The organism is Nocardia amikacinitolerans, assembly GCF_900215415.1.
GTDB lineage: Bacteria > Actinomycetota > Actinomycetes > Mycobacteriales > Mycobacteriaceae > Nocardia > Nocardia amikacinitolerans.
On record NZ_OBEG01000006.1, the window covers coordinates 219,754 to 239,917 of the forward strand.

The 20,164-nt window shown below is 64.9% G+C and carries 17 protein-coding genes; 12 read left to right on the forward strand and 5 right to left on the reverse strand.

Going from position 1 to position 20,164, the window contains the following annotated elements:
* Nucleotides 1-454: 454 nt before the first annotated feature.
* Nucleotides 455-1,003, reverse strand: a complete 549-nt coding sequence (locus CRP45_RS25630) for a PH domain-containing protein (RefSeq protein WP_097247359.1) — start codon at nt 1,001-1,003, stop codon at nt 455-457.
* 347 nt (nt 1,004-1,350) lie between these two features.
* Here CRP45_RS25630 and CRP45_RS25635 point away from each other — a divergent pair, with 347 nt between their 5' ends.
* From CRP45_RS25635 to ilvC, 3 genes are all read left to right on the forward strand, one after another.
* Nucleotides 1,351-3,285 carry an acetolactate synthase large subunit gene (locus CRP45_RS25635; RefSeq protein WP_097247360.1) on the forward strand — a complete coding sequence of 645 codons (1,935 nt, stop codon included), beginning with the start codon at nt 1,351-1,353 and terminating at the stop codon, nt 3,283-3,285.
* On the forward strand, nt 3,282-3,785 hold the full coding sequence (ilvN, locus tag CRP45_RS25640) for an acetolactate synthase small subunit (protein WP_067781857.1): 504 nt from the start codon (nt 3,282-3,284) through the stop codon (nt 3,783-3,785). The genes CRP45_RS25635 and ilvN overlap by 4 nt, the downstream gene beginning before the upstream one ends.
* 188 nt (nt 3,786-3,973) lie before the next feature.
* Nucleotides 3,974-4,975, forward strand: a complete 1,002-nt coding sequence (ilvC, locus tag CRP45_RS25645; RefSeq protein WP_174554791.1) for a ketol-acid reductoisomerase — start codon at nt 3,974-3,976, stop codon at nt 4,973-4,975.
* Nucleotides 4,976-5,035: 60 nt separating this feature from the next.
* Here ilvC and CRP45_RS25650 read toward each other — a convergent pair whose 3' ends face one another.
* Nucleotides 5,036-5,338, reverse strand: a complete 303-nt coding sequence (locus tag CRP45_RS25650) for a hypothetical protein (RefSeq protein WP_143861542.1) — start codon at nt 5,336-5,338, stop codon at nt 5,036-5,038.
* A gap of 549 nt (nt 5,339-5,887) precedes the next feature.
* Between CRP45_RS25650 and CRP45_RS25655 the strand changes: the two genes are divergently transcribed.
* The 9 genes from CRP45_RS25655 to CRP45_RS25685 all read left to right on the forward strand — a co-directional run bounded on the left by CRP45_RS25655 (nt 5,888) and on the right by CRP45_RS25685 (nt 14,654).
* Nucleotides 5,888-7,252 (forward strand): DUF2252 domain-containing protein, encoded by a 1,365-nt coding sequence (locus CRP45_RS25655; RefSeq protein ID WP_097247362.1) that lies wholly within the window; start codon nt 5,888-5,890, stop codon nt 7,250-7,252.
* A 57-nt stretch (nt 7,253-7,309) separates the two neighbouring features.
* Complete coding sequence (locus CRP45_RS35345) at nt 7,310-7,516, forward strand: hypothetical protein (protein ID WP_425436966.1); 207 nt, start codon at nt 7,310-7,312, stop codon at nt 7,514-7,516.
* A gap of 278 nt (nt 7,517-7,794) precedes the next feature.
* Nucleotides 7,795-8,271 carry a hypothetical protein gene (locus tag CRP45_RS25660; RefSeq protein WP_097247363.1) on the forward strand — a complete coding sequence of 159 codons (477 nt, stop codon included), beginning with the start codon at nt 7,795-7,797 and terminating at the stop codon, nt 8,269-8,271.
* 95 nt (nt 8,272-8,366) lie between these two features.
* A complete protein-coding gene (locus CRP45_RS25665; RefSeq protein ID WP_179831015.1) occupies nt 8,367-9,308 on the forward strand; it encodes an HNH endonuclease in 942 nt (313 codons plus the stop codon).
* Nucleotides 9,309-9,605: 297 nt separating this feature from the next.
* Entirely contained in the window at nt 9,606-9,734 is a 129-nt protein-coding gene (locus CRP45_RS35005; protein WP_281256219.1) for a hypothetical protein, read from the forward strand.
* A 158-nt stretch (nt 9,735-9,892) separates the two neighbouring features.
* Nucleotides 9,893-10,774, forward strand: a complete 882-nt coding sequence (locus tag CRP45_RS25670) for an AAA family ATPase (protein ID WP_097247365.1) — start codon at nt 9,893-9,895, stop codon at nt 10,772-10,774.
* On the forward strand, nt 10,771-12,186 hold the full coding sequence (locus CRP45_RS25675; RefSeq protein ID WP_097247366.1) for a vWA domain-containing protein: 1,416 nt from the start codon (nt 10,771-10,773) through the stop codon (nt 12,184-12,186). Before CRP45_RS25670 ends, CRP45_RS25675 begins: the two co-directional genes overlap by 4 nt.
* A 147-nt stretch (nt 12,187-12,333) precedes the next feature.
* A complete protein-coding gene (locus tag CRP45_RS25680) occupies nt 12,334-13,341 on the forward strand; it encodes a DNA cytosine methyltransferase (protein WP_097247367.1) in 1,008 nt (335 codons plus the stop codon).
* Nucleotides 13,338-14,654, forward strand: a complete 1,317-nt coding sequence (locus CRP45_RS25685; RefSeq protein WP_097247368.1) for a DNA cytosine methyltransferase — start codon at nt 13,338-13,340, stop codon at nt 14,652-14,654. The genes CRP45_RS25680 and CRP45_RS25685 overlap by 4 nt, the downstream gene beginning before the upstream one ends.
* On the opposite strand, the gene CRP45_RS25690 is transcribed toward CRP45_RS25685, so the two are convergent.
* The 3 genes from CRP45_RS25690 to CRP45_RS25700 are packed head-to-tail and all read right to left on the reverse strand — an operon-like array spanning nt 14,623 to nt 20,041.
* Nucleotides 14,623-15,510 (reverse strand): DUF6339 family protein, encoded by an 888-nt coding sequence (locus CRP45_RS25690; RefSeq protein ID WP_097247369.1) that lies wholly within the window; start codon nt 15,508-15,510, stop codon nt 14,623-14,625. The genes CRP45_RS25685 and CRP45_RS25690 overlap by 32 nt on opposite strands.
* Nucleotides 15,507-16,499, reverse strand: coding sequence for a hypothetical protein (locus CRP45_RS25695; protein WP_179831016.1), 993 nt, complete (start codon nt 16,497-16,499; stop codon nt 15,507-15,509). The genes CRP45_RS25690 and CRP45_RS25695 overlap by 4 nt, the downstream gene beginning before the upstream one ends.
* The gene (locus CRP45_RS25700) at nt 16,496-20,041 is read right to left on the reverse strand and encodes a sigma-70 family RNA polymerase sigma factor (protein ID WP_179831017.1); all 3,546 of its coding nucleotides are present in this window, start codon (nt 20,039-20,041) and stop codon (nt 16,496-16,498) included. The genes CRP45_RS25695 and CRP45_RS25700 overlap by 4 nt, the downstream gene beginning before the upstream one ends.
* Nucleotides 20,042-20,164: the final 123 nt, after the last annotated feature.

Genomic DNA, 20,164 nt, shown 5'->3' on the forward strand with positions numbered 1-20,164 from the left:
TCCTCGAAGGGGTCGCGGGGGCTGTGGTGCGACTGCGCGGAGTTCGTTCGGCGTACCCGGAACTCGCTCGGCGGCTGTTCCACGGTACTCCCGGGGGTGCCGGGCCGATGTCGCCGGTCGAGGTAGTCGATGCGTCGCGCGTCGCGTGCGTCGTGTCGCCGCGGGTGGTGGTCGTCGGCGCGGACGGTGTCGTCGAGTGTGTGTCGGTACTCGAACCGTCCAGCCGCGCGGGCGGTTTCCGTCAGCGGCGCGGCTACGCCAAGACTAGCGTCGCGTGTCCAACCGATATTCCGTCGCGGTGCGAACCGGAGTCGGCGATCGTGGCGCGTCCGCGGGCTGTGAAGGCCGATGTGTCGGGCGTCCGCCTTCGCGCCTGTGTCGGGCGTCCGCCTTCGCGCCGACCGCGCGCGGTTCGGCTGCTCGAGCCTCCGGCCATCCGCGGTGGCAAGCGCCCCTAGTCGTCGCCGGACTTGCGCTCCGCCTCGGGCGTCTCCTGCGCCTCCGACTCCGCGCTCGCCCGCTCCTCGGCGTCCCGCTCGACCTCGGCCGCCGCGGCCGCGCCGAACAGATCGGGCAGCCGTCCCTTCGACGCCGTGATCAGCGTGCGCAGCTGGTCGTAGCTCACCGCGGGCAGCCGCACCGACGACTCGTCGGTCAGGTGCGCCCGCACGAACCCGCGCTTGGGAATGCTCACGCCCTTGATCCGGTCCCAGTCGATGTGCCGGGAACCGAAGAGGGTGCGCAGGTCGAGCCCGGCGTCGGAGACGACGGTCCGAGTGCGCGCCACCCACGCGGCCACCACCACGGGCAGCACAAGCAGCCACCACAGACCGGCGGGCCAGCCGACGAAGAACAGGAACACGCACAGCGCGAGCACGACAACGCCGAGGTAGGCGAGCGGCTGAATGCGGATGACCTTGGCCTCCGGCCGACCCGTATCCGATCCCGAGTCGGAGGTATGGGACGATTTAGCCGGTGGCACGGACTGATGCGGTGATGACACACCACCATCCTCGCATCCTGGTAATCGGACACAAGCAACCACTGGAGTCCCACATAATGGGACGTACTGGGTCATCTGTTTGACTCATCGCTTCACGCCCGCTTAACGTCGTGCGCGTGAATCGAAACGAGTTGCTCGTAATCGGCCGGCGCGTCCAGCGTTGAGCCTGACTACCTAGGTCGAATACGTCAGCTCGCGTTGCGACGCGCCACCCTCGAACAGCCATGCGCTGATCGGGGGCTTTTTTGTGTTCGGGCAGTTTCCGGCGCGGCGGGTCGCGAAGACCGGCCGCGTCGAGCACAGCAGTTTGTCCGGGGTCAAGAACGACAAGTTAGGAAACGAAGACGGTGAGCGCACCAACCGCACGGCCCGGGCCCTCGGCCCGCAGGTCAGCGCCTTCGGCTACTCAGCAGGCATCGCCCGCTGGCAACCCGACGACCACGGCGAACCGCCGCCAGGTCCCGCCCGAGCGGGTCACCGGCGCGCAGTCCGTCGTCCGGTCGCTCGAGGAGCTCGGCGTCGACACCGTATTCGGCATTCCCGGCGGCGCGATTCTCCCGGTGTACGACCCGCTCTTCGACTCCACCAAGGTCCGCCACGTGCTGGTGCGCCACGAGCAGGGCGCCGGTCACGCGGCCACCGGTTACGCGCAGGCGACCGGCAAGGTCGGTGTGTGTATGGCCACATCAGGCCCGGGCGCGACCAACCTGGTGACGCCGATCGCCGACGCCCAGATGGACTCGGTGCCGATCGTCGCGATCACCGGCCAGGTCGGCCGCGGCCTGATCGGCACCGACGCCTTCCAGGAAGCCGACATCTCCGGCATCACCATGCCGATCACCAAGCACAACTTCCTGATCACCGACGGCGCCGACATCCCGCGCATGATCGCCGAGGCGTTCTACCTGGCCGCCTCCGGCCGTCCCGGCGCCGTGCTCGTCGACATCCCGAAGGACGTGCTGCAGGCGCAGACCACCTTCAGCTGGCCGCCGGAGATGCGGCTGCCGGGCTACCGTCCGGTCACCAAGCCGCACGGCAAGCAGGTGCGCGAGGCCGCGCGGATGATCATGGAGGCCAAGGCCCCCGTGCTGTACGTGGGCGGCGGCGTGATCAAGGCCGACGCCTCGGCCGAGCTGCTGGAACTGGCCGAGCTGACCGGCATCCCGGTGGTCACCACCCTGATGGCGCGCGGCGCGTTCCCCGACAGCCACCAGCTGAACATGGGCATGCCCGGCATGCACGGCACCGTCGGCGCGGTTGCGGCCCTGCAGAAGTCCGACCTGCTGATCACCCTCGGCGCCCGCTTCGACGACCGCGTCACCGGTCAGCTGGACTCCTTCGCGCCCGGCGCCAAGGTGATCCACGCCGACATCGACCCGGCCGAGATCGGCAAGAACCGGCACGCCGACGTCCCGATCGTGGGCGACTGCCGCGAGGTCATCACCGAGCTGATCGAGACCCTCAAGGCAGACCCTGCCGCAGGCGAGGCTCCGCTGCTCGACATCTCGGAGTGGTGGTCCTACCTGGACGGCATCCGCAATCAGTACCCGCTCGGCTGGACCCCGCCGAAGGACGGCTCGCTGTCGCCGGAGTTCGTCATCGACGCGCTCGGCCGCCTTGCCGGACCGGACGCGATCTACTGCGCGGGCGTCGGCCAGCACCAGATGTGGGCCGCCCAGTTCATCAAGTACGAGAAGCCGCGCACCTGGCTGAATTCCGGTGGTCTCGGCACCATGGGCTACGCCGTCCCGGCCGCCATGGGCGCCAAGATGGGCGCGCCGGAGAAGGAAGTGTGGGCGGTCGACGGTGACGGCTGCTTCCAGATGACCAACCAGGAGCTGGCCACCTGCGCCGTCGAGGGCGTGCCGATCAAGGTCGCGCTGATCAACAACGGCAACCTGGGCATGGTCCGGCAGTGGCAGACCCTCTTCTACGAGGAGCGCTACTCCAATACCGACCTGGGCACGCACACCCTGCGCATCCCCGACTTCGTCAAGCTCGCCGAGGCGCTCGGCTGCCACGGCATCCGGGTGGAGAAGGAAGAGGACGTCGAGGCCGCGATCCGCGAGGCGCAGTCCATCAACGACCGCCCGGTGGTGATCGACTTCATCGTCGGCAAGGACGCCCAGGTGTGGCCGATGGTCGCCGCGGGCACCAGCAACGACGAGATCATGGCCGCCCGCGGCATCCGCCCGCTGTTCGACGAGGACGAGCAGGCCGCCGAGCCCGCGGTGATCCACGAGGCGATGTCGCACGAGAAGAACAAGGGGACCGAGGCATGAGTAGCACCCACACCCTGAGCGTCCTCGTGGAGGACAAGCCGGGCGTGTTGGCGCGGGTGGCGAGTCTGTTCTCGCGCCGCGGGTTCAACATCGAGTCGCTCGCGGTCGGCGGCACCGAGATCCCCGAGATCTCGCGCATGACCATCGTCGTGACGGTCGAGGACCTGCCCCTCGAGCAGGTCACCAAGCAGCTCAACAAGCTGGTGAACGTCATCAAGATCGTCGAGCAGGACGCCGACGCGTCGGTGGCGCGCGAGCTGATCCTGGTCAAGGTGCGCGCCGACGCCAGCGTGCGCACTCAGGTGATCGAGGCGGTGCAGTTGTTCCGCGCCAAGGTGATCGACGTCTCGCCGGACGCGCTGACGATCGAGGCGACCGGAACCCGGTCCAAGCTGGACGCGTTGCTGCGCATGCTCGAGCCGTACGGTATCCGCGAGATCGTGCAGTCGGGTGTGGTGGCTGTCGGGCGCGGGCCGAAATCGATTACGGCGACGCGCTAGGGGTCCGATCGGCCCGACCGCGACGACCCGGCTAACCTTGCTGCGATCGACGGTCGGCGGACCACCCCGTCCCCGCCTGGCGGGGAACCGAGTTGATCTGAAATTTCACATCCAGCACCTGCGCGAGCACGGTGCTCCCCGCCGCGGCGGGGATGATCCTCCAGAAGGGAACCAAAGTGGCAGTCGAGATGTTCTACGACGACGACGCCGACCTGTCGATCATCCAGGGCCGCAAGGTCGCTGTCATCGGCTACGGCAGCCAGGGCCACGCGCACTCGCTGAGCCTGCGCGACTCCGGCGTGGACGTCCGCGTCGGTCTCGCTGAGGGTTCGAAGTCGCGCGCCAAGGCCGAAGAGGCCGGCCTGACCGTCGGCACCCCCGCCGAGGTTTCGGAGTGGGCCGACGTGATCATGGTGCTGGCGCCCGACACCGCGCAGGCGTCCATCTTCACCAACGACATCGAGCCGAACCTGAAGGACGGCGACGCGCTGTTCTTCGGCCACGGCCTGAACATCCACTTCGGCCTGATCAAGCCCCCGGCGAACGTCACCATCGGCATGGTCGCGCCGAAGGGCCCCGGCCACCTGGTGCGCCGCCAGTTCGTCGACGGCAAGGGCGTTCCCGCGCTGATCGCCATCGACCAGGACCCGAAGGGCGAGGGCCAGGCGCTGGCGCTGTCCTACGCCAAGGGCATCGGCGGCACCCGCGCGGGCGTCATCAAGACCACCTTCAAGGAAGAGACCGAGACCGACCTGTTCGGTGAGCAGGCCGTGCTGTGCGGTGGCACCGAGGAACTGGTGAAGACCGGTTTCGAGGTCATGGTCGAGGCCGGTTACGCGCCGGAGATGGCCTACTTCGAGGTGCTGCACGAGCTGAAGCTGATCGTCGACCTGATGTACGAGGGCGGCATCGCGCGGATGAACTACTCGGTGTCCGACACCGCCGAGTTCGGTGGCTACCTGTCGGGTCCGCGGGTCATCGACGCCGACACCAAGGAGCGGATGAAGGCGATCCTGAAGGACATCCAGGACGGCACCTTCGTCAAGCGCCTCGTCGCGAACGTCGAGGGCGGTAACAAGGAGCTCGAGGGTCTGCGCAAGAAGAACGCCGAGCACCCGATCGAGGTCACCGGCGCCAAGCTGCGCGGCCTGATGAGCTGGGTCGACCGGCCGATCACCGAGACCGCGTAAAGCGTTGTAGTACACAACGGCCCGGCACCTGGTTGGTGCCGGGCCGTTCTGTTTTCGCTACTAGCTGCTGCCGAACCAGCCGCGCGGCCAGCCCCAGTGACCGTTGCCGTGCCAGCCGTTGTTGTTCCAGCCGTCGCAGCGATCCCACTGGTTCCAACGGTTCCAGTCGTTGTCCCAGAAGTCCCAGCCCCAGTTCCCGTGGCAATCCTTCGGGTGATGGTGGCGGACCTCGGTGATGGTGGGGGTTCCCGGCTCGGCCGACGCGGGTACGGCCAAGGCGGCCAACGGTATTGCGGCGGCCGCGCCTGCGACGGCCACTCGGGCCAGCATGCGTCCGGTCGCGGACTTGCGTGTGGTGGACAACGTGAATCCTTTCACTCTGCGGCGAACCGCTCGTTCGCCATCCCCTCGCGGAGATCCGTCCGACTGAGCTGGGCGAACGGGTCGGGATATGACGTGCCGTCGTCGTCGCGGGACGCGACCCCCTGGACATACCGCCGTTCCGGCGACCGCACGCCTTCACTCTGCCCCACTCGAGCCGAAAGGTCACTGGGCGAGCGGCATTCCAGAAAAGTTTCAGTCTGAAGTACTACGCCGATAGGGGAATACCCTGAGGGTGCGGCTGGGGTCGCGCCCGGACGTGCCGCGACAGTTCCGCGTCGGGCGGTCGGCTTCGATGCCGCGCCCCGGCGATTGGAAGGGCGCGGGCGTTGGGGCGCAACCTCATCCATCGTTGCCGGGCAGCGGCGTGCCCGGCGTTCCATGGCCGTGCGACCGTCGAAGCCCTCTGTCGCCAAGGGCGAATTTCGAGCAACCGGGACCGCGTGAGGTCGGTCCCTGGTTCGGTCTCCGGACGCGCCGCCGGGTCCGGAGAACCTTGCCACCCCCTTCGTGGCCCATCACACTGGGCAAATGACGACCTCGCCCGCCGCTGCCCCCGAGTCGACCGCCGCCTCGCTCGGCCGCGCGGCGCGCAAACGGGTCTCGCGCTCCGCGCTCGGCGTCTGGCGGGCTCCGGCCGACCGCATCGATCCGGTTACCATCCTGGAACGCCAGGCCGCCACCCGCGTCCCCGAGCTGGTTCCCATCCGCTACGCGCGAATGGCCGCGGGGCCGTTCCCGTTTCTGCGCGGCGCTCCCGCCATCATGGCCGCCGACCTCGCCGCGTCGGAGAGCACCGAGCTGACCGTGCAGCTGTGCGGCGACGCGCACCTGTCGAACTTCGGCCTGTTCGCGTCACCGGAACGCGCGCTGGTGTTCGATCTCAACGATTTCGACGAAACACTGCCGGGTCCGTTCGAGTGGGATGTGAAACGCCTGGCCGCCAGCGTCGCGGTCGCAGCGCGTGAGAACGGCCGCCCCGACACCGACGTCGAGCAGGCCGTACTCGCCGCGGCCCGCGGTTATCGCGAGTCGATGCGCAGGTTGGCCCGGCTCGACGGGATGACGGTCTGGTACGAGCGGATCGACGCCGACGAAGTCGCGGCGTTGATTCGCAAACCCAAGCGGCGCAAGAGGGTCGAACGAACCCTCGATGCCGCCAGGGCCCGCACCAGCTTGCAGGCGCTGGCCAAGCTCACCGAGCCCGACGCCGACGGCATCCCGCGCATCAGGCACCATCCGCCGCTGGTGACGCCGCTGCGGGAGGCGGAGGGGGACGCCGTCTCCGCGGTGTTCGCCGACTATCGCCGCAGCCTGCCGGAGGAGCGCCGGGTGCTGCTGGACCGGCACCGGTTCGTCGACGTCGCACGAAAGGTGGTGGGCGTCGGCAGTGTCGGGACTCGATGCTTCATCGTCCTGCTCGCCGACCGCGACACAGCCGGCCCGCTGTTCCTTCAGGTCAAGGAGGCCGAAGAGTCCGTGCTGAGCCCGCATCTCGCGCCGAGCCGGTTCCGGCACCAAGGCCACCGGGTCGTGCACGGCCAACGACTCACGCAAGCAGCCAGCGACATCTTCCTCGGCTGGGCCACCGGCCCCGAGGGGCGCCACTACTACTGGCGCCAGCTGCGAGACATGAAGGGCTCCGCGGTGATCGAGAACATGTCCCGCCCGGTGCTGACCGACTACGCCAGGCTGTGCGGGCAAACTCTGGCCCGCGCCCACGCCCGCTCCGGCGACCGCGTCGCCATCGCCGCCTACCTCGGCACCGGCGACGCCTTCGACCGCGCGATGGCGGATTTCGCCCTCGCCTACGCGGACCAGACCCTCGACGACCACAGGGCGTTGCTCGCGGCGATCGAGAGCGGACGGGTGCAGGCCGCCGCGCCGGGGGCGTGAAACGGCGCCGCGCGTCCGAGGTCCACCGGGGCGCGGACAAACCGATAGATTGGATCAATGACCGACGGAACGCCAGCTCAGCGCCTGCGTCGTGCGTTGGAGATGTCCCAATTCGGCCTCGAGATATACCGCGCGCGCATGCGACGCACCTTTCCGGACGCTTCGGAGAGCGAACTCGAGAAGAAGGTTCACCCGTGGCTCCTGTCCCGCCCGGGTGCCCCCCTTGGTGACGCGCTTGGTCACTCGTCCACCCGCTTCGCGTGAATCCGCTCGAGGCGGCACTGCGTCGCGCGGCAACTGATATCGACAAGTTCGGCTACCGCTGGGCACTCGTCGGCGGCTTCGGGTTTCCGCGCGCCCGACTCCTCGGTTCACGCGCGACATCGCCGTCGCGATGCGGACGACAATACGGCGGAATCCTTGGTGCGGCACCTTCGAAGGCGGCTACGTCATGACGGCTCGGTCGAACACGACAATGGCCGACTGAGGCCGCATTCTCTCGACGACGCACGCCTGTTCGCTCCACGAACCCCGACATCCTGGTGCACTGGCTCGAATGCGAATTCATCGACCGCATCGGCAAACTCGACGCCGAGGGCGAGCCGTCGCTGCCGGACTGGCGGACATGGCATTTCAAGCTCGATGACAACCCCGTGCTGTCTGGCCAAGCGGAACCATCAGTACAAGCGGGAGTACTGGGGGCTGTAATACCGCCGCTTCATCCTCGGGCACTGGGTGGCCGCCGACGCAGCTTGTTCGACTCCTGGGACGACGATCACATAATCGACTGGGCCACACTGCTGTTGATGCCGGAGCCGATCGCGGGAGGATCGACTACGGCACCACCGACCCCACCCACCCACATGGCACTCCTGGGCGTCGGCGTCCTCTACGCGGTGGACGAATACCGCTACGACCCCACCACGATCAGCCGACGCAAAACCGACGCCGAACTGTCCACCGAGCTTGCGAAGGAGCAGTACCGTGGGGTGGACACGTCGCGCCGCCGGGCCGTGTGAACGTCGCTGATGCAGGTTGATGTCGGTGGGAGGTCGTAGCCTGTCTGGTCGAGTCTATGCGACCGGCCGTGAATACAGGTGCAGAGGAGAAGGCGATGCTGGCGTGGGCGTTCAAATCGGTGGGCGACAACCGTGATTGGCACAGCAACGACGGCTATCCCGATGTCGACGGTTCCCAGTACGTCTACAGCAACAAGGTCGGCAACTCTCAGAACGTCGCTCGCGGCGACATCGTGGTGGTCCACGATCGCGACCGAGTCCACGGCACCTCCCGAATCGAAGACCTCAAGATCGAGCCCGATGTCGAAGTCCGAGTCATGCTGTGTCCGAGGTGCCATAAATCCGGACCCTCACGTCGCACAACGAGGGAGCGGGTATACCTGTGCAAGAAGTGTCGTCACGAGTTCGACGACCCGTTCATCACGCACGAAACGCGCACTGTCTACACTGCGATCTTCGGGACCGAGTGGCGCGCCCTGGATGAGCCGGTATCAGTTGAAGCGCTCAAGTCGGTGCTGATGGTCTCAGACCGGCAGAGCTCGATCCGCCGAGTCGACCCGGTCAAACTCGCAGACCTGCTCAACGAAGTAGCCGTCGACCCTGAACTTTCCGACGAGGCGCCCGATGACACCGTGCCTGAGAAGTCGATAGCCGGTGGTCGACGCCGATTCATGGTGACCGTCCGCAAAAACCAAGGTATGTTCCGCCGCGCGCTGATCCGACGAGACGGCTTGGTCTGCGCCATCACCGGACCCGCACCTGCAAGTGCGCTGCACGCAGCCCACCTGCGGGCCTTCTCGAAGCATGAAACCCACGACCCCGACGAGGGATTGATGCTGCGCACCGACCTTCACGGACTCTTCGACACCGGCCTGCTCGCTATCGATCCGAAAACCATGCGGGTTGTCGTCTCACCCGAACTCGCGGAGTATCCGCTCTACTGGGATCTTCGAGGAACGAAGGTCAAGTCCGGTCCATGGAGGACAGCGCTGGCCGATCACTTCACGGCAGCGACGCAGATGTGGGCCCACTCGTGACGGTGCTGACACCATCGCCAGGCTTCACGGTAGTGGTTCGGTCGCAACTCAGGTTGCGGTAGTGCGTCGATCGGACCATCGCCCTGGCCACTGGGCCGCGCAACTGTTCGCTTCGCTGCAGTGGCTTCTGTGATGTGGCGTTACGGTCCTGCGCCAGCGGGGCAAGTTCATTTTGCTGAGGCTTCGCCGTGGTTTCGCTGTTCGCCACTGCGCGCTGGTCGGCTCGCAGGCCGCTTCGGATGCGTTGCACGTCGTCGAGTAGCCATGCCGCCACTGGCTTGACCTCGACTTCGATCGGTGCGAGCTGCTCGAGGCCTCGATTCGCTGGTACCGATCACTGTGCCGCTGCCGCCGTTGCGGGATGTCCGCGACGGCTACGCCGCGCTGTCGCTGGCGTTGCGCAGCCTCTCGGAGCCGCGCGTCTGATCACCGAACGCGGATTCCATCGAGATCGAGATCTAGAAGCCGGTCTCGATTCGCTCATCGCGGCTCGTTGATCAGCTGATCCATCACGTCGAGTGGTTACTGCGGCTCCCGCACACGGGTGCCGACCGGCTCAGGGTCACCACGTAAACTTGCTACCGATGAGTAAGTTCTTTGAGTCGGTCGATGCGGTGAGCCGGCGATTGACCGACGCGGGCTACCTGCCGTCGCTGGATATCGCGACGGCCGTGTTCCTCGCCGGGCACCTCGGCAAGCCGCTGCTGATCGAGGGTCCGGCGGGCGTCGGGAAGACCGAGCTGGCCAAGGCCGTCGCCGCGGCGACCGAGGCGGAGCTGATCCGCCTGCAGTGCTACGAGGGCATCGACGAGGCGCGCGCCCTCTACGAGTGGAACCACGCCAAGCAACTGCTGCGCATCACCGCCGCCGACAGCGCGGACTGGAACCGGACCCGCGATCACGTCTTCACCGAGGAGTTCCTGCTCGACCGCCCGCTGCTGGCCGCCATCCGCAACCCCGACCCCACCGTGCTGCTCATCGACGAACTCGACAAGGCCGACGTCGAGCTGGAGGGTCTGCTGCTCGAGGTGCTCGGCGACTTCCAGGTCAGCATCCCCGAACTCGGCACTGTCACCGCGACCCGCAAGCCGTTCGTCATCGTCACCTCCAACGCCAACCGGGACCTGTCCGAGGCGCTGAAGCGGCGCTGCCTGTACCTGCACATCGACTACCCGACGGCCGAGCTCGAGCGCGCGATCGTCCGGATGAAGGTGCCCGAGCTGGACGAGGCGCTCGGCGAGCCGGTGGTGCGGGTGGTCGGCGCGCTGCGCGAACTGCCGCTGCGCAAGGCGCCGTCGATCGCCGAGACCGTCGATTGGGCGAAGACCCTCGTGGCGCTGGGGGCGCGGAATCTGACCAACGGTGTGGTGCGCTCGACGCTGGGTGTGTTGCTGAAATACCAAGCGGACCATCGGATCGCGGTCGAGCGGCTGGCGTTGTCGGATGCGGAGAGCGACCGGCGATGAACGGGTATGGCGGCCGTGACTTGCCTTCCGGGTCGAGCGAAACGCTCACCGACCGTCTCGTCGATTTCGTCGGCCTCCTGGGCGAGCACGGAATCCACGCGGGCCCCAGCGAAACCGTCGACGCCGCATCCGCGATCGTCGCCCTCGGCGTCGAGAACCGCGAACGCCTGCGCTCCGGTCTCGCCGCCTGCCTGCTGCGCCGCAACGGCCAACGCGCCGTCTTCGACCAGCTCTTCGACCTCTATTTCTTGACCGCCGAACGGCCTACTCTCGCAACGGTTCCCGAGTCCGTCGAGACGCTGCGCGAACGTCTCGCCGCCGCGCTGGCCGCCGACGACCAGGCCGCGCTCGCCGAACTCGCCAGCCAATCCCTCACCGAACTGGGCGGTTACGGAGGTGCGGGTGGGGCGGGCCAATCGTCCCGCCCGGTCACCACCGCGTCCGGCGCGGGCTGGTCCTCGTACCAGACCATGAAAGCCCTTCGCCCGGAAGAACTTCTGGATCGTATCGTCGCGAGTATGGGCGGCGCGGGCGAACTCGACTCCGCCGTCCAAACCATCGAGGCCCAACGCAGGCTGCGCTCCTTCCGCACCGCCGTCCAAACCCAGGCCCGTCTCCGCTCGGCCGACCTGCGCGGCACCGACTACATCGCCCGGCGCGGCGTCGAAATGGCAACGGACCGAATAGATTTTCTCGGCGCCCGCGAACAGGACCTCGCCGAGATGCGCCGCCTCGTCAACCCGCTGGCCCGCAAACTCGCCACCCGCCTCGCCGCCCGCCGCCGCAAGGCGGTCCGCGGCCAGATCGACATGCGCCGCACCCTGCGCCGCTCCATGGCCACCGGCGGCGTCCCCGTCGACCCGGTACTGCGCGCCCGCAAACACGGCCGCCCCGACCTCGTCGTCCTCGCCGACCTCTCCGGCTCCGTCACCGGCTTCGCCGAATTCACCCTCCAACTCGTCCAGGCGCTGCAGGACCAATTCAGCAAGGTCCGCAGCTTCGGTTTCATCGATACCTGCGACGAGATCACCGGCTTCTTCACCCCCGGCGAACCACCCCAACCCGGCCTCTCCGCCCGAATCATCCGCGAGGCCAACGTCTCTCGCTTCGGCAGCAGCAACTACGGCGAAGCCCTCCGCACCTTCGCCGACACCCACCTCGATGCCCTCGGCCCCCGCACCTCCCTCCTCATCCTCGGCGACGCCCGCACCAACCGCACCGACCCCAACCTCCCCGCCCTGCAATCGATGACCGATCGAGCCAAACACGCCCACTGGCTCAACCCCGAACCCGCCCGGTCTTGGTCCACCGGCGACTCCGCCGCGTTGACCTACGCGGAGCACGTCACCATGCACGAATGCCGCAACGTGCGCCAGCTGACGGAAGTAATCAGTCGGCTACTTCCTATATGAGGCGCGAGTGAATCGCCCTATAGCATGTGCCTCCGAATTATGTTCTCTCACTAGATGATTGGGAACACGACTTACCGGAACTCGTCATGCGCCAGGTGGCTGCGGCTGTCGAGTGGGAGAATGCGAGCATCCCACGAAGGGGGTCCGATGACCGAACTACGATTCGTCGATGTGTGCGCGGGAGCGGGTGGGTTGGCGTTGGGACTCGAGCAAGCTGGCTTCGAACCCGTACTGCTTTTGGACAAGAAAGCCGTGGCCTGCGGCACGTTGCGATTGAATCGTCCAGCTTGGCAGGTAATAGAGACGGATTTGCTGGACTTTGCCCCTGCGCTGCACCAGGAGGTATACGACGTCGATCTCCTGTCGGCCGGGCTGCCCCGCGTCAAATCCAGCGCGACTGTCGCCCGGACCGAAACGGAGGAGGAGCTGCGTTTGCTGGAGGCAACGGTGTATCTTGCCCACGCTGTCCAGCCGAGGGCGCTGCTCATAGAGAACGTGCCGGAGCTGGCGAGTGCGCCGAGCTACGAGCCAATACGTGACTTCATTCGCAAGGAGCTCGATCACCTCGGCTACCGCTTCCGCTGGTTCGTTTTGAACGCAGCCCACTACGGGGTACCGCAGGACCGTAAGCAAGGGGTGCTCGTCGCGCTCAAAGAGCCCTACTTCGATGCATTCCGCCCACCGGAGCGAAAAGTGCGCGAACATCAGTCCGTCGGACAAGCTTTGCGTCAGTCCATGGCCATGGGTGGTTGGCAGGACGTCGATCGTTGGGCAGCCCAGGCGGTCAGCGTGGCCCCAACCCTAGTGGGCGGGTCAGACAGACGGGGTGGTGCAGACCTCGGACCGACAGGAACGAGGAAGGCGTGGGCCCGCATGGGTGTCGACGGAGGCACCGTCGCTGACGATGTGCCCCGCCCGGACTTCGTCTGGGCACCGGAGACGGGACGGCAAGGGATGGTGAGGATCACGACGGACCAGGCCGCGCTCCTGCAGGGTTTCCCGTCCGAGTGGAAGTTCGTCGGAAAGAAGACGGCCCGCTATCGACAGATCGGGCACGCCTCCCCACCGCCGGTGAGCAACGCACTTGGGCTGGCCATCCGAAGCGCATTGGCGAAGCCCGGAACCCCTGTCGCCGGCTACACTTCAACCCCATGAACAACCCGGAAGCACTGGCCCGTCACCTCGACGGAGTGCGCATTCTAGACCTCTTCGCCGGCCCTGGTGGACTCGACGCGGCGGCGCACTTTCTGGGTTTCAAAAGCATTGGGATAGAATTGGATCAGAATGCGTGCGAAACGCGTTATGCGGCAGGCCTGCCGACTATTCATGCCGATGTGAGCGTCATGCGCGAGACCCGCTTCGATGAGATCCCGAAATCGGTTGACGTACTTGCTGGGGGGCCTCCCTGCCAGTCTTACTCCGTTGCGGGGAACGGTGCGGGACGGCGGGCGCTGGACCTGGTAGAGCAGTTCATCCACCGTCTCGTGAGCGGGGAGGACGAAGCCAAGATCGATGAGGATCTACGCGCCCTCGACGACTCACGCACAGCCCTGGTCCTGGAACCACTTCGTTGGCTCCTCAAAGCGATTGAAACAGAGGGCCGCGATCCGTACGAGGTGATCGTCCTTGAGCAGGTACCTGCGGTTCTGCCTCTCTGGGAGGTTTATGCGGAAATTCTGCGCGGTGGCGAAGGAAGGCTGCAAGGCGTCAAGTACGAAGCCGAATGCTGGGAGTTGAAGACAGAGCAATTCGGGGTGCCGCAGACCCGGACGCGCGCCCTACTCGTCGCGCGCCGCCCGGGGCGTGGAGCCATCGAACCGATCAAGACGACCCACCTGGCATTCGACGTGCGTCGGGGCAAACGTATCTCTGCCCAAACGGATACGCTGCTGACCGACTCTGCGATACCCGGAACCATGCAGCCCTGTGTTCCCATGGCAGACGCCCTTGATGCCGCGGGCCAACTGCAAGACTCTCCCGTGGATGTGTCTCGACTTCGCACAACAGACCAGTTGAACTTCTTCGTCGTCTCGAACTACGGCTCCGGAGGGGACCCGAAGAATCGAGGCAGGCGCCTGTCCTCCGAGCCCGCATTCACGGTCACCGGAAAGGTCTCTCGAAACAAGATTTACAAGAGCATCGCGGACTATGAGGCAGGCCGGTCCGACCGTTTCACCATTCCAGAGGCCGGAGTTCTCCAGACCTTCCCGCACAATTTTCCCTGGTCCGGAAAGGACCAGGCCCAGCAGGTCGGCAATGCTGTGCCTCCGCGGCTGGGCATGCATGTACTCAGCGCGGCAGTACGCGGATACGCCCCTTCGGAAGACGAATTGGCGGCCGCAATTACATGGCCGACCGCGTCAAGGTCAACCTCGGATGAGCTGCGTCAACTCGGCTGTGGTGACCAGGGCAAATGTCCTCCCAAGTCACACAAGGTCACTCGCTCCGATCGGACTTCCGCCCTCTGACCTGTGCATCTATGAACAGCTCCTCGAAGTGTCGGACTAGTCTCTCGACAGCCTCTTTCGGGGCCGGATCTTCTTCCGGGCCTTCGGGCAGGCTATTCCTGGGATATGGAAGCGATGATTCGGCACCTGCAATCCAGTCGCGCAACGGCTCACCGTCCCGCTCCACATCCGGAGCGATCACGTCGTACATCAAGGTCGCGGCCGCCGCGTTGATCGCGGTCGTCAGGGCGTTTACTTCTCGACCGGTGCGCACAGTCCCGCGTTCCATCAGCCTGACGAGAGCTAGAGCGGTAGGGCGGTGGTCGATGACATCGAGTCGAAGTGCAGAGTTGAGCATGTCTTGATTCCCACAGGCCACCACAACGGGTTGGTAGTCCGAGCCGTCGCGGAAGAGTTCGGCTGCCCACCAGAGCCGGGCGAACACCTGCTTGTAGTGCGCACCGACGAATCTGTCGCGGGCTACGCGAGTGCGTGGCGAATCTGCTTTGGGCTCAGGCAGATGCCGCCACACGACGTAATCCGGCGCCACACCGAGGGCCAGGTACGTCCAAAGCCCTTTCTCGGCCGCTTCTCGACGAGTCAGTCGAAGGGTCTGATGAAGACGGGGTGCCAGCCACGCATCCGCTGCCGTGGTGCGCTGGTCCCGGAATCTCGCCATGGTGTCATCGATTAGATCTCGTACGCGGTGCACGCCCCAGCGTGCTTCGTTGCCCGGCAGCGTGTTGGCAATCTTGTTCAGCGCGATGGAAGGAACATCCTCGCGGCCCTCGAGCAACCCTGTCGAGATGTACTCGGCGGCCTGCGAATCGGAGATCAAAGCAAGCCGTTCCGGTAGGTACTCAGGACGGGATGTCATGCGTGGGTCTCCTGATTGAGTCGCTCGATGTCACGGATCGCGTCGGCCAATACCTTAGGGACATCGGCACGACGTGCGGCTGCATACTGGATACGCGGTTGCAAATCCGTCCAGCTTCCCTCACCGGTGCGTCGGATGTGTACCTCTCGCAGAGCGTCCTCGGGCGATCGCCCCGGCACAATATCCGGTAGCATTTCTCTGAGTACCGCTCCTCGCCAGTCAGGTGGGAAGAGCGGGGTTCCATCGTCCTCGATCTCCAGATCGCCTATAGCGGTATGGAATACAGCAGTCCACACGTCTGCACAAATATGGGCTAGCAGCATCTCGCCCATGACGCTCTCTGCCTTCGAGCCCCGGCCGTCTACGAGTGCAGTGAGGCCCTCGAAATCCGAGTTCAGGCGGACGGCGGGCATCCGGCCCGCGGTGTCGACAATCCAGGGCATGTCACGAAAACTCCCCAGTCGCTCGGCGCTACGAGCGAAACTGACTGTGCTCACCTCGAGTTGACGGTCTCGGAGTGGCGCGTCGGCCGTCATATCGATTATCCAATCCTCGTCGGTGGAAGCTATGACCCGACCCTCTGTACCCCCGACCGTGGCCACCATGTGGACCGCCAGAGACGCACGGTCCAGATAGTCGTCTCGGTTGAGATCGATATTTCCGGTCCATTCCCTGCCGGCCACCGAACCAGGCTCCAAGCGGGCAACTGTACGTGCGTTTGTGGCTCCCTCCGTCAAAACGGCGACAACCACGATGTCGGACCAGTGGCCCTTCGTCTCGATCTCACGGATGGGCACGTTCGCAGTCAGGGAAAGTCTTGCAGTTTGCCAGTTTTCGCGTTCGGCCCTACCGAGTGCTACGACCTGCTCGACAACCGAGTATCCCTTTGAGTCCAGCTGTTCGCTGCTTTCACCAGGTCCGCGGAGTCGTACGGCCGTAACCCGCATCGTCACCGCCCCGGTCAGTCGCGGGTAAGGATATGCCCTCACGCAGCACCTCCATGGCTCTCCTGGAGTTCGACGACGAGACCGGTCAACGTGGCCCGCACTGGATGCGCGGAAACGTCGGTAGTGCCCCGAAATACGGCGCGGCGGGCGCCCGGCGTGAACTGGAGTACTCCGTCGGTCAGGTCGCAGTTGCTGACAGCGATGAGGCTGGCCCATTTCACCACTGGACGCGGACCGGAGCGAACCTCGAGCTTGGCGATGGGGCACATGCGCCAGGAGTTTTCTCCGGGCGGCAACTTGATCTCTGCGGTGATCTGCCACGCGCCGGAGGAGTCGACGACGGCCTCCAGACTGTCCAGCCTTGGAGGCGTCGGCGCTCCTTTGGACTTGGCACTTCGCTTGTCTGAGATCTTGAGTCGCTTGCTCACTTTGGTCGTGCCACCGGGCTTCTTCTCCTTGGGAATCGCCACGAGCTCGTGCACGGCCCTGTTGGTCGCCGCCGTCAAGGCTGCGATCCGCCGATGGGCCGATGGGGAGTAGCGCATCCTCAACTCCTCGGTCTGGCCCCACTTGTTGTGCTCTGGTGGCTCGGCCGAACGTAAAAACTCCTCTGCTTCGGCTGCGAACGGCGCGTTCTCACCAGCCGCCATGCCTGCGAGGAGAACAGCCTGGAAGGGGTTAGTTCCAACTGGAAGGCCAGGCACCCAGCTGGTTTTGACGGTCATGCGATTGGCCCGCATCGCGGTAACCTGATTGATTTTGCCGTCGTCGTCCGTAGCTTCGGTGACGAGGAGCACCGCCCGGTGCTCACCGGCCGTTCCGGTACGGCGATCCCGATCGGGCACATTCAACGGCACGGTTGTGAGCGCTACTTGGCCCGCCTCAATGAGACGGTCCACCGTGGTGCCGTTCAGGAAGGCCTGGAGCGCACGTGTGCGGGCGGGTTGATGAATCTGTGGTTCGACCCGCTCCTCTTCGAGGTACTCGACGCCATTGCGCAGTGTCCGTACGGATGCCTCCAACAACGGTGGGCGGTTGCCTCCCGCTGTCATCGCGGCCCAGAAGTTGCGTCCAAGAGCACGAACCAACCTCTGATGCATACGCTCCAGGCTGTCCTCATCGTCAGTCATATCGCCATCTCGATCGTGGTCAACCTCAGCAAGGCTGGCCACGTCGTGTGCTCCGACAATCAAGAAAGATGTACCGGGATCATCGTCTTCGCGGGTGAGATGCAGTTTCTCCACGATTTCTTCGTCTGCCCACCACGAACGGGCGACCTCAGCGTTCTCCGCTGCAGTATCCGGCCGACCCAACCAAGCGGGACCTGCGAATCTCCTGCCGTCAACTTCCCGCCACGGCAGATCGAGTCGTCCGATCAGACGTCGCTGGGTTTGTCCCTCGTGTGGCTCAGAGAGCGTGGAATTGATGAGGACGAGACCCAGCCGGCTGGTCGCCCAGAGAGTGGCCTTTCCGAGTCCGTACGACCCGCCCGCCACCGCATCCTCTTTACGGCTTTCGAGTTGGCGGCGCACAACGGCGGCGAATCGGCCGTCTTCGTAGTCGTCACCCGTCAGCCCGTTTGCGTTGTAGTCATCGACGCGAAGAAGTATCAACCGATCTCGCTCATACATCTCTTTCAGTCCAGCGCTGATTACGCGGCCGACCTTCTGATCCTGTGCTGCGGCCGCTTCGTAATGCGGGCGAAGGTCGTTCCAGCGGATCGCCGTGCGGAATCGAGCCAAAGCCTCACCGGTCAGCTCGTTCAGGATGTAACGGACTCGAACCGGTCGGTCGTTGTGCTTGTCGCGCTCGTCCAGGCTGTTCTGCGTGGCTTCGCGAGCCAGAACCTCCAAATCGGCCTCGAAGGCGAAAGCCGCTGCGTTGCCGAAATCGCGACCACCGTCGTCATGTCCAGGTCGGTGGTACCACACGATCGCGGGTTCGTCCTGGCACTCCGAACCGATTGCGGCCTCTTGTCGGGTTTCGTCCGCAGGGCCAAAAATCTCCTTCACCTTGACCAAAAGGTCCGGGTGGGGCTCAGAACGGTTATCGAGCCAGGCGCCGACTAGCGCCCGTGTCACGCCCAACCGGTACGCTAGGTCGCGTTCGTCCATGCCATTTCCTTGCATCCGCTCGGTCAACCATCGACCGAAGCCCATGTCCTTTGGAACCACCGTTCCCTCTCTGATGTCAGAACTACTTTCTGTCTCGGGTATGTCGACGGTGTCGCGTGGCCGCGGCTCGACATCTTTTGATTTCTTCCACCCGCCCGGCCTGCTATTTATTCGGGCTTGTTTGTTGTAGTCTCGGGAAAGTTTTCGAGCAGCCTTCGCGCGACGTCGTTTCGGGGCGGGATCCCCAGGTGCCAATCCAAGCTTAATCCTCAAGCCCTCCAGGGCACTCTTCTCGATCTGTCGAATGCGTTCGCGTGTGACGCCGAATTCTTTTCCGATATCATCCAACGTCCATTCTGTGTCATTGATGAATCCGAATCGCAGTAAAAGAATATTCCGTTCCCTCTCCTGGAACTTGCATGCGTCGAAGAGTTGGAAGAGCGCCTGGCGAGTAAATGTCTGCCAGAGTGCCTGCTCAGGAGAGGGGGCAGTCAGGGACTCGTCGGCGACAAGTTCCCCGAGGGCGATATTATTGCCGACTGGCATGTCGAGAGACAGAATATCCCGCTGGCGACTCAAGTGCAGGAGTTGTTGAATCTTTGTGGTGCTGATCTCGCAAGCCAGGGAAAAATCATCTAGATTTGGAGTCCGGCCCTGTTCGAAAAAATTTCGCTCGACTTTCCGTAACTTTTCAACAGCACTCCATACATGAACCGGAATCCTGATGGGCGCCTCTTCGTCGGCAACAGCGCGAGTTATTCTCTGGCGAATCCACCAGTTGGCATAGGTTGAAAATTTGCATCCGAGGGATATGTCGAACTTCTCCACGGCGCGCATCAGGCCTATTGCGCCATGCTGCGCAAGATCCTCGTACATAGGGTTATCTCTAAACCGCCCCAAGCTGCTCAGGGCTTTATGAACGAGCTTTTGGTTGTGCAGGACCATCGCGGCAAATGATCTGTACTCCTCGCTGTCCCGCGAAAGTCGCTTCACATAGTCATCGGGCAACGGATCCGAGGGATTCGCATCCCCTCGGAACAAGAGGCAGAGCCCCACTTCTTCCTCGGCGCTCAGTATGTACTTTTCAGGGTGCGCTCGCCAACGATCGGCCGTGAGCAGGTCGCGAGCGGCGTGCCGAGCCGCTTCCAGGTCTTCGACACGGACCGTCCCCCGGAGGGACTCGAGGTCCGGGACCTCATCTTCCTCTTCCTCCTCCTCTGGGTGCCTGAAGTCGTGGGGAAGCTCATCGATGCCACCGCTCGCGTCGTCGGATTCACTTTGCGTGCAGCCCTGCCCTGCTTCGGCATATCCGTTCGCCGTAGCAGTCACGGCTGAATGCAAGACTCGAGCTCCGCGCGTGTCCAGACGTGCAGCCCGCACAACCTGATCCAAAGCTGTGTCGAGCTCGATCCCCTCGGCGATGAAGCGGCGGACGAGATCGATGAGACGACCCCGGTCGAACTCGTTCATCCGTCTATCGGATTCACTGTTCGGCGCCATGGTCACTCGCCCCGCCCCCACTCTGTCACCGCTCGGCAGTAGTCGTCACTCGGTGTGCTGCCGCTGTCCTAATCACCTCGTCAGATTCGCTCC